This is a genomic window from Halomonas jincaotanensis (assembly GCF_018448785.1).
GTDB classification, from domain to species: Bacteria; Pseudomonadota; Gammaproteobacteria; order Pseudomonadales; family Halomonadaceae; genus Halomonas; species Halomonas jincaotanensis.
In genome coordinates this window covers 40,787-50,830 of record NZ_JAHCLU010000028.1, presented here as the reverse complement: position 1 = coordinate 50,830, position 10,044 = coordinate 40,787, and the positions used below count along the sequence as shown (strand labels likewise).

Genomic DNA, 10,044 nt, shown 5'->3' with positions numbered 1-10,044 from the left:
TTGCTGACGGTGGCGGCGAAAACACCGCCGATGCCTTACCGGCTCCTGAAGCTGGCTGAGCCATATACGTAATCAGGTAAGTGTAAGAGAGGTTATCATGGATCCTACTATTTTATCAGCCCTTGTCGGGCTTGTTGGCGGCCTAGCTGGCGTTGTGATTGGCTCGAATTTACAAAAGCGATTCGGCTATGACCAGCTTCGGCGTCAGCTAACACTATCCCTTTACGATCGTTATGATGACCAAGATTTGCTTGAGTCCCGAATTCAGGCCGACCGTCTTTTGTTCAATAATTCGAATTCTCCCACGCCTAAGTCTTTTTCAGAATTATATAATTATCTTCCATCCGACAGTTGGGGTCATATTTCCAGAACAAGACACTTCCTAGATCAGATTGGGCTTATGAAGCGTCTCGATTACCTAGATAATGACATCGCTGAGCCAGCTTTCGCTGACCATGTCAGTTACTGGATTGATAGATACTTTGATAATATTGAGAGGCTTGAACGTATCTTTTGTGAACGAGAAGGCAAGGAACCAATGGAGTGGAGGGTAAGCTGTGACGAACTCAAGCAGCTCTTTCTTTCTCCCAATAAACGTAGGCGATGCATCTGCACCTTACCTGATGAACATGATAAAAAACCAAGTTAAACAGGCGCAGAGTAGTCCTCGGCTCTCGCACTGGCCGCCTTTCTTGCCAAGTTGATTGAGGTGAACGCTTGGTTCCAGGCCTGGGCGGTCGAGGCAAGTTCCTTCAGTAAGATGGGCCACTCTATGCCGGCGGCACGCTGAGGTGCACGGTGGAGCGCTGTCTAAGCCTCTCGGACGCCCCCGCCGGCTCGTGCCTCGCCCGCGGGTCGGGCTGCTCCGTACTTCGGCCCTTCGGGCTGGCTTCGCCCCCTGCGCATCCCTGGCGATGTTGTGTTTACGCGGAACTGACGTTAGGGGTGGAACGCTATCGACCATCGCAACGCCCAGTCGCGGGCCGCGTTGTTTGCCAAACTCTTTGGTGGTGCCTGGTGTTGACTATGCGGGAGTGCCTTGTGCCTTTCGTGGGAGCGATTTCCCAGACCTCGCCCATCATCCTTTCCAATCTTTGGTACCAAAGCTCAATGTCTTTTCGACGGTTCTTTCTCTTCCAATTCAGCCTGTTGCTTGATGCTGATCAAGAGTCCGATCAAGGCGATGCCGATAAATATAAAGGCTCTCAACATACTCGTACCTTCAACGAGAAGGTGGGCAAAGGGGACAATGACGATGATCAGCACGCAGACGCGATTCACGGCTTCCCATGCGTATTTTTTCATGTAGTGGTGCCTGTTCATCAACAGCTCCCAAGCTGTTATGTAAATCCCTGCCATGATGGAGGAAAAAATGGCAGGACGGGGCGGTGAATTTTCGGTGCCTTTCAACGCTGGGGGGAGCACCTTCTGCGATCGCCCTGTTTCTGGATGCTTGTCCAGGGCGCTCCGCCGGCTGCTCGACAACCGTTACGTCTACCAGCCCTACTGGGATCACCAGAACGGACTCGCCGGCAGCGACGACTGGGAAGCGCGCTTCGCCACTGCCCGCAAGGCCTCGCATGCCGCCTTGGCCAGCCACGCGACCGGCACGGTGTTGAGCATCGTATTCCAGCGGCTCTATACCCCCCACTGCCAGGATGAGCGTCGCACCCTCTGATACGCTGTTCTTATTGTAAGGTAACTGTTCAGCTCACGCCGCCTGATCCAGTTCATCCTGTCGCATGAAGTCCGGCACTTCACCAGCAAACAGTTGCTCCAATGCCGTGTGCGCGGCCAGGCCCTGCTTGACCGCAGTCGAGAGAAAGCTGCGCATCCGGCAGAAAATCTCGGCGCCCTCCCAGGCGCGAAAACAGCCCGAGATCTTCTGCTGCACCTTGGTCATCCGCAGGTCCCGCTCCCCTTGGTTGTTGGTGAAGGGGGCGGCGGGATCCTCGAGAAAACGCAGCACGTCGTCCTCGTAGGCCTGGAGGCGTTCCAGCAGGTTGCGCGCTTTGGTGCGTTTGGCTCGGCCGCGTGTCCCGGGTGGTGGTTGGGCCGGTGGCGGGCACTCGGCGTCGCCATTGGCCAGACAGTGTCGATATCGCGCCCGCCAGCGCTGGGCCTCATCGGCAGAGAGGCTGCCGCCGGCGGCATCAACGGCGTGGTGCATGTCCAACAGCAGGTCATGCAGCGACTTGGCCCACGCCTGGCCCTCGTTCTCCCAGGCCGCTGTCAGTTCCCGCAGGTGGTGGGCATTGCACAGGGCGTGCCGGCAGTCCGAGTAACGGTAGTAGGGCTTCCAGTGGTCATGCACCAGCACGCCACGCACGAAGGGCAACACGCCGATGGCGTCCATCGCCTCTTGGCCACGTTTGGGGTGTGGCGCCAACCAGGTCAAGGCGTCATTGGAAGCGCTGTGTAGCCAGTAACGTTTGCCGCCAACCTGCATCCCGGTTTCATCGGCATGCACGGTGGGGGCTTCACGTAGCGCCGGGATCACCCACTTGGCAAACGCCTCGGCCCGCTGGTAGGCCTCCTGATTGAAGGCGAACAGCGTGCCGGTGCTCAGCGACAGGCCGCACTGCGAGTCCAGCAACGCCCGAATACGCGCATAGGGCAGCAGCTGGTACTGGGAGAGGTAGACGACATGTGCCTTGAGGCGCGGGCCGTACTGGATCGGGCGCGTCACGCCCTCGGGAAAGGGTGCGACGTAGCGCTGCCCCTGATCATCTTCGAGGATCTCGGCCTGGTACTCGGTGACCACGGCCTGGATCACGATGTCCTGCACCTGACGCGTCTCAACGCCAACCGGGCGGTCAGTGCGCTCCTTGGGGAGTTGCCGATGATCGACACGAAGCCTGACCACCTCGTCGGGATCCGTCACCGGCGCCAACGTCTTACCCTCGTGCCCTGGCTGTCCGCCTGGGCGCCGCTCGCCGTTAGCGCGCGAGCGGCGCTGGCGATTGGGATCCTGGGACGGTGGCTTGCTGCTGTTGCGGCTACTGGTGGCCAGGCGATCGGCCATGAGCTTGACCAGCAGCATCAGCACATCAATGGCCGCGCACAAGGACGGTGAGACCGTGCGGTCTTCCTTGAGCTACTGCCGGACCCGTTCCAGGGCATCGTCGACGTTGATAACGCTGAGGGTCATGTCACCGCAGCGTGCCGAGTGTTTGGACACACTATGCCAAAGGAAACAGGGGGTTGGCGATACCCTCTTTGAAGCCACCTAAACAGTTACAGAAAACCAAGATTTCACTCAAAAAAATACAAATTAGACGAGTCCATTTATAGAACTTACCACCCGCGTCAAAGTCCATTTCCTTGGGCATAGTGCAGCATAGTGCCACTAGTAATAAATAATTTACACTGGAATGCCTGCTCTTATTGCATCGTGACTTAGGGGAGGTGCGTTGCATGGTTATTGAAATTTTGTTCAGAAACCTCATAAAATTAACTGCAAAAATGCAGAATAAGGCATTGACTGACGAAGCGCTGCAAGTATTTGATGATAGGCTACAAATGATGCGTATAAATCAGCTAAAGGAGAAATGGCCTGAGCTCTGGGAAGATTTTAAAGAGAGATATAATGTAGTTAAGGAGCAGCTCAATGATGGAGATGAGCCTGAAGTACTTCTCTCTCAAGTCTATCCTGGAGGGATCACTCACTATCCTGAGACATTTGAATACTTTCGACTACGGCTGTATGAGCAACCAGAGCTATTCCCTGCTGCTTCAGTCCTTGACACCCCTGTACCAGACTTTGTTGTAACCGAACCACCTTATAATGCACCCAATGAACCTCCTGATGATTTCATAGAATCTGCTATTGGCTTTCTATTTAACCTACTTCAAAACTAACGTGCAATGAGTGAAAAGAAGCATTGTCCTTACCCCACCTTATTTTTGAGGCAGGCCTGAAAACGGAGATGGCGAGTAGTTTACTCTTGTAGAATCAAGATGTTCCTGCCAGAACACGGCTCAAGAGGACCACTCGCCACAGGTGAAAGCGTAGTGCGCCAGGCGAAGCTTGGTCGCTCGGGAAGCCACGCAAAGTGCGTGACCGAAAGGGCGAGATGTAACCCAGTTGGTGAAAGTCCCACCTGGCCAAGACTATGATCTTACCCAGCAACAAGGGACACCATTGGCCACGCGGCTTGGCCGCCAGGCCAACCCTTGGCCCGAACTGCTGACGCCATGCTGGTGCAGTGCCGAATTACGCTGTCGACGCCGGCGCTATAAGTCCCAATCATCTCAATAGATCGTCCCCCGACCCGCATGACCTTTCCTTGTTGTTGACCAGGCCTTCAAAAGATCGCGCCATGCTAAGCCGAGAGGACTATCTCATGATAAAACAACTCCACCAGCGAGGCGCCCACCTCGTAGACATCGCCCATCAGAGCAGCTATTCGAAACGTACCGTACGGCGCCCTCTGGCCCGCGAGGACGCACCAACCGGGAGGGCTGCCAGGCCACGAGCGAGCATGCTGGATCCCACAAGCCAGTCATCGACCAGCTGCTGGCGGATAACGTCTGGAACACCGAGGTGATCTTCCAGTTGATCCGTGCTCAGGGTTACACTGGCTGTTCCACGGCGGTTTCAATGTTCAGGTGTGAACCGTACCGAGATTCCTGCAGGCCTCGGCGATAACCTTGGGGAACGTGACCCCGGAGGTTCAGTCTATAGTGCGGACCGTGCTGCCGAAGGGCCTGGACCTATTAGGCAGCACAAACAACTTACCTCAGCGTCCGAAAGTCTCTGCTCATCGGAGTCGACACTTGGTTCGGCAGTCGCAGCGATTCATCGATCGCCTCTGGATGGCGCCACGGGCACAAATCCAACTTCACGGCCGTAGATGCGAGCGCGATTCGTGCTCCGGGACGGTGCGAGTTGGCGTCCCCCATAATATGGGGCCGCACGGCCCCTTCGAGGATGAAGGCTGTCTCTCTATGACTCGACCATCCAATAACGTGAACGCCATTTCCGGCACTACACCGCGACTGCATGTGGGTCACCGTACACCGCGTAGGCGAGCCAGGTGGCTTCCCGGCGGTACGTGCGGCCCTTCGAGCGGCTGTCGTCGCCTGGGCAAGCGTTTTCTCGTCAAGGAGCGCTTCGTAGAACACGCGGGTGAAGGTTGCCGCTGGTGCATCGCCAACCGCCCAAAGTGAACTGACGAAGGTGCCTGCGCGCTTGCGGAGGAAAGCCTGTGCGAAGCCGCCGAGGCCGTTGAGCTGGTACCCTGCGCGGCCAACCTGGCACGCGTTGAGAAACACAAGCGGCCGGGAGCCATCGTGGCCAGCCAGGTTGGCGAAGGCTTCGACGGTGGTGGCACTGAGTTCGGAGGGTATCCAAGCGCCGTTTTCGACGCGGCCTTCCAGGATGAGCTGAGAGTTCGCGATATTGTCCGCGGCAGCAACGCCGTGGCCGGCAAAGTGAAGGACGTCAAAGCTTCCCGGCGTGCGAAGAAGGCGTATCAAGTCAGCATGTTGGGCCGGAACCTGTTCGCCTCCCAGTCTCTGCTGCACAAATGCCAGCTCGTTCATCGTCGCCGGGAGCTCCATGCCCGAACCGGCGGGATAGTCGGGTACGACCGCCTTCACCGTCGCGTCTTTTAAGCGGATCTGCGGCCGGGGAAGGCCTGCCCCGTGCAGCCATCGCACCAATCCCATTAGACCGAAGAACCGCTCCCTACCGTCAAGACCGAGCCCATCGGGGTCTTTTAGATGCACGAGTTCCCATGGGATGAAGGGTTCCGTGCTCACGACCTCGATCGACTCGATCGTGTCCCGTCCTTTCCAGAGTGCGTGTTGGATGGACAGAGGAATGAGCCGAGTAAACATCTGTACCCCCATCGCCTGGAGGTCCAACGCAAACGCCTCGACATCCGATTGACTGCTCACCCAGCGGCTTTCGATGTCGCGGTAGAGATCTGCGACATATTCTGCAGGGTCCATGTCGAGGGGGGTCTTGTCGAATTCCAAGCAATCAAGCTTCTCGGAGCGGAACTCGAAGTCGAACGACGTCCTGTCTCCGTGCCGCTGCTCGACAATGCGGAGCTGGTTGCGCGGCCTCGTTTGCGAGACCAATGGCACGACTGCATCGCTGACGGTGTCTCTGCGGCGGGCACCGCTTCTTGCAGGGACGACCACGGGGTGCAGCTCAAGTGTCACCAGCGGTTGCGGCCCTTGCTGGGCGATGACCCACACCTCGCCATCGCCCTCATCCGTCCCGCGCACGTTGAAGAAGAGGCGGTGGGGCGCTCCCGGCGCTGCAGGGTCGATGTCAACGCGGCTGTCGCCATCGACCACGACGTTCTTGCGGCCCAGGACCGCAAGACTGATCTTCCGCGATGGATTGACGTTCGCACCGCTGCCGGCTTCGGTGCGCCCTGCAGCCATGGGCAACTCCTCGGCGGAAAGTTCGACCATGAGCGTTACTGGTTGGTCGATGACTATCTCGCCGTCCATCTGGGCTCGGAAGAACTGGCGCAGCGTCTTGGATTCAGTCGCTGGTGACGCTGAAGTCTCTCCCTTATTACCATACGTTTTACGATACGCAGCATTGTAATCGTTACTACCTAACCGCTGCCTCTCAACGAACCGCTCTGCCCGCCGCATCAGCAGCCGTCGCTGCCGCCGGGACATTGGTTGCGTGTAGGCATATTCCACCATCACGGAGGAAGACGCCTCATCATGGGGCTCGGCCCCTTTCATGGAAACCTCGCTGGCGTGGGGTATCACGCCGACAGGCCACCCGCCGGACAAGGCGATCTCCCGGCGGCCCCATGGTGTGCTCGCTTCAGCCGTAGAGAAGTCTTGCAGCCTGCCGGAGCCGATTTCGGGCGATGCCTCGGTCTCATGGAGGATGCCAAGCCCGTTCACGATGCCTTCGGGGTCGACGGCTGTGAGGATTTCGTCGAATTCCCCGCGCGTGAAGCCGTAGTGATACACCTTGCGTTCGGACGGCTCGAAGCGGCGGACCACGACAAATCGGTTGGTCGACGCGTCCACCAGTGCGCGTGCTTCTGCCGCGGGCATGGCGGCATCGACTGCGACGAAGTCGGGATCGGCAACCGACGGTAGATCTTCAACGATGAGGCCGGGTTCGCTGCGGGTGACGCCTCGGTCGTCACGCGCAAATGGCAGGCCAACCCCCAGCCAGCGCCGGAGTGCGATAAAGGTCTCGGGCTGGAGGAAGTAGTTCGTGTGGTATACGCGCGGCTTCGTGCCAAAGTTGTGGATGTCCCGGATGAAGCCTTTCGGATGGTGGAATTCGGGGTCGAACCAAGTCATGGAGTTGACGTTGACCACGAGGTCGTTCTTCGTGCCCATGAGCTGGTCGACCAGGCGGTCGGCGAGTGCTTTCTTGAGCCGGCTGGGGAGCCCACTAAGCTTGTGGAAGGGTCCGGCGGAATCGAAGTCGGAGGTGATGGCAAAGACATCGAGGTCGGAAGGCGTGGGCTGGCCGGGCTGGGTCCGGTTGAGTTCGCGGACGAACGGTTGGGACGAATCCATGGCGGCCAGGCCGGGGACTCGCCCGGAATCAAGCCCTGCCACGGTGATTGCCTTGGCGAACTGGGCGAGGCCCCGGAGTGCAGCCCGCAGCACCCCTCCAGCGGCATCACCTTTTGGGCCCAGGAACGAGAGTACACGTGACGTCCCGACTACAAGGTTGGTGTAGAGATCGATCATAGTATGCCAGTTCGATGCCCTGGCAAGCTCGGTGCCGTTGTTTGGTCCGCCGACGAGGACCAGTCTGCGGATGTGGCCTTCCCATGTGGAGGCCGGCCGGCTGCAGATGCTCGACCAAGCTGCGGATGACCAGAACCCCACGGCTGTGTGCGATGACGTCGATGTTCGGCGGGTGGGGGCCTTCGTCCGCTTGTAGCAGTTCGAGCAAGTGCTCGGCGTTTTCGACTGGGTCCTCGCTCAGGGTGGCATGATCGAAGCCAACGATGGCGTCATAGGCGTCGCGTGCATCATCAAGGAAAGCCTTGCCCGCCTGCGTCAAGCCGACGACCCCGAAGCCGCCGAGTGTGGAGCTGAAGGTGCCGTGAACGAAGAGGAGGATGCGTGGTGCTCGGTGTATTGGCAGGTTCAGTTCAAGGATGCTGTCGCAGCGCCTCCACGTTACCGGTTCGGGACCGGTGATTTCGACAAGCCCGCGTTCAACATCCCGCTCCAGCCGTTTCACGACTTGGCCTACGACGACGTTCGCCGTGAACTTGAACACCGCGGCTTTGGCAGGGCGGAGCAGCAGATTGCTGATAAAGCCGAACCTTGTGCGGCGGCGTGCCGCCGTGCCGCGCACGTGCAGGTCGACGTGGAAGTGCGCGACGCGTCCGGTGGCGCGGGGCGCTCCCCGGCGCACCGAGGCGTCCTGGCTGGTTGGCTCCGGTGGTTGTTCCTCGACAGCGCCGAAGTCCCAAGCAAAGATGCCATCTTGCTCGATAAGCAGCACGGCCCATTCGCCTGCTTCGAGGGGCACATCGACGTCTACGCCTTGGGTTGCAGGTATCGATTCGGCGCTGCGGCTACGTGTGCCCTCAGCAGATGTCGGTGTTACCGTTGGCTCGAGCGGAATGATGTCGGTCAGTTCCAGCTCGTCGGTGAGGCTTGCGAAGATCCGGGTAGCCTCGTCTTCTTCGTCCGTTGGGGAGGTGAGGGGGATTGGCCCGCGCGGCCGTTCGGTCGCGCGCCTCCCGCGCCGCAGCGCGGAAATTCCTGAGCCAGGGTCATCTTCCGGAACAACCCTGACTGTATTAGTTGTGATTACGCGGATACCGCTCGAACGCGTCACGGTTGCCATCGGTCTCACTCCTGTACTGATTGACGACCCTCGGGCTTGAATTCAGGGAGCGGTCCCAATGACCAAGTGCAACACCTGAACCATCCGATACCATGGTTCCATAAGTGTAGCTCCGAGTATCAGCAGTATGGCCGCCCCCGCCGGCTCGTTCCTCGCCCGCGGGCCGGGCATCTCCGGGCTTCGGCCCTTCGGGCTGGCTTCGCCACCCTGCGCATCCCTGGCGCTCTTGCGCTCCGCGCGCTGACGGTTCCGCCTGTTCGTTCCTCACACGCTTCGCCTCTGCGGGGCCGGCTCGTGCCTCGCCTGCCCCTCGACCCCCGCCATGCCGGCTGAAGCCCAGATGGCCATGGGCCCTACTCCTACCTGAAGGAAGTGCTGGAGCGGCTCCTGATTCACAAGGAAAGCCATTTCCATGAACTCTTGCCGCAGTACTGGTAAAAACCGGACTGATCATGCGCCGGCGGTGTACGTCAGCCGCTTACTGCCTATCGCCGACTGGCGTGCGTTCTGGGTGGGAACCGCAAGCCGATCCAGCGCATCCTGAAGCTCAAAGGCTGGCAGGTGCGCAAGCGGCCTCAGGGCTTCCGCCCTCGTGCCAGGAGTCTGCCATCCGTCGCCTTGAGGTCTCATGAACGATGGGCGACCGATCTCACCCACGTGTGGTGTGGAAAGGATCGACGAGCCAGCCTGGCGGTGATCATCGACTGCTGCACACGAGAGATCCTCGGCTGGCGATTATCGGACAATGGCAGCAGCAAGACCGCGAAGGAAGCGCTGGTCTATCGGCTGGGGGCGCTGGGACGCGTTCAACAACCGTTAGTTCTTCGGTCAGATAACGGGCTCGTTTTCAGCAGTCGCCACTATACGGGAACCGTGAAGGCCTATGGCCTTCCGCAGGAGTTCACGACGCCATATTCACCGGAATAGAACGGGCTCGTGGAGCGCTTCTTCCGCACCTTGAGGGAGGAGTGCATCTGGTTTCATCGCTTCGAGTCGCTGGGATAAGCCAGAGTCGTGATCGATCGCTGGATCCGGTACTACAACGAAGAGCGGCCATATCAGTCCCTGGGCTATGTGGCACCCCGAGCACACCCAGCATTAGCTGCGTAGGGTGTGCAGAAACCAAGGGGTCATAAAAAAACCGGTGGACGAGGTAACTTAAAAAGAGCTAATATGATAAAAATTTGCCACACAGCTCAATAGCTAGTTCTTTCGTGGCATAACCTCGAATT

At 58.9% G+C, this 10,044-nt stretch carries 7 protein-coding genes and 3 pseudogenes; 6 read left to right on the top strand and 4 right to left on the bottom strand.

All coding sequences use genetic code 11. The annotated features are described in order from the left end of the window. The first annotated feature begins 97 nt into the window (after positions 1–97). Positions 98–649, top strand: a complete 552-nt coding sequence (locus tag KG088_RS17790) for a hypothetical protein (protein ID WP_213827720.1) — start codon at positions 98–100, stop codon at positions 647–649. A gap of 458 nt (positions 650–1,107) precedes the next feature. Here KG088_RS17790 and KG088_RS17785 read toward each other — a convergent pair whose 3' ends face one another. Beyond that, positions 1,108–1,323: a hypothetical protein gene (locus KG088_RS17785; RefSeq protein WP_213827718.1), complete on the bottom strand. Its 216-nt coding sequence runs from the start codon at positions 1,321–1,323 to the stop codon at positions 1,108–1,110. A gap of 49 nt (positions 1,324–1,372) precedes the next feature. Between KG088_RS17785 and KG088_RS17780 the strand changes: the two genes are divergently transcribed. Next, on the top strand, positions 1,373–1,678 hold the full coding sequence (locus KG088_RS17780) for a hypothetical protein (protein ID WP_213827716.1): 306 nt from the start codon (positions 1,373–1,375) through the stop codon (positions 1,676–1,678). Positions 1,679–1,711: 33 nt separating this feature from the next. On the opposite strand, the pseudogene tnpC reads toward KG088_RS17780, so the two are convergent. Next, positions 1,712–3,151 (bottom strand): annotated as a pseudogene (gene tnpC / locus KG088_RS17775) (IS66 family transposase). A gap of 266 nt (positions 3,152–3,417) precedes the next feature. Here tnpC and KG088_RS17770 point away from each other — a divergent pair. Then, positions 3,418–3,861 (top strand): hypothetical protein, encoded by a 444-nt coding sequence (locus KG088_RS17770; protein ID WP_213827714.1) that lies wholly within the window; start codon positions 3,418–3,420, stop codon positions 3,859–3,861. An 876-nt stretch (positions 3,862–4,737) separates the two neighbouring features. Here the strand turns inward: KG088_RS17770 and KG088_RS17765 are convergent. Next, positions 4,738–7,836, bottom strand: a complete 3,099-nt coding sequence (locus tag KG088_RS17765) for a DUF7363 domain-containing protein (protein ID WP_455026974.1) — start codon at positions 7,834–7,836, stop codon at positions 4,738–4,740. Then, positions 7,802–8,812: pseudogene (locus tag KG088_RS17760) on the bottom strand (DUF7379 domain-containing protein); the annotation flags it as partial. The gene KG088_RS17765 and the pseudogene KG088_RS17760, both read right to left, overlap by 35 nt. A gap of 354 nt (positions 8,813–9,166) precedes the next feature. On the opposite strand from KG088_RS17760, the pseudogene KG088_RS17755 reads away from it, so the two are divergent. The 3 genes and pseudogenes from KG088_RS17755 to KG088_RS20105 form a co-directional block, all read left to right on the top strand. Continuing rightward, a pseudogene (locus KG088_RS17755) lies at positions 9,167–9,250 on the top strand (hypothetical protein); the annotation flags it as partial. A 123-nt stretch (positions 9,251–9,373) separates the two neighbouring features. Next, on the top strand, positions 9,374–9,739 hold the full coding sequence (locus KG088_RS20110; protein ID WP_406565622.1) for a DDE-type integrase/transposase/recombinase: 366 nt from the start codon (positions 9,374–9,376) through the stop codon (positions 9,737–9,739). A gap of 87 nt (positions 9,740–9,826) precedes the next feature. Beyond that, complete coding sequence (locus tag KG088_RS20105; RefSeq protein ID WP_213827706.1) at positions 9,827–9,922, top strand: integrase core domain-containing protein; 96 nt, start codon at positions 9,827–9,829, stop codon at positions 9,920–9,922. Positions 9,923–10,044: the final 122 nt, after the last annotated feature.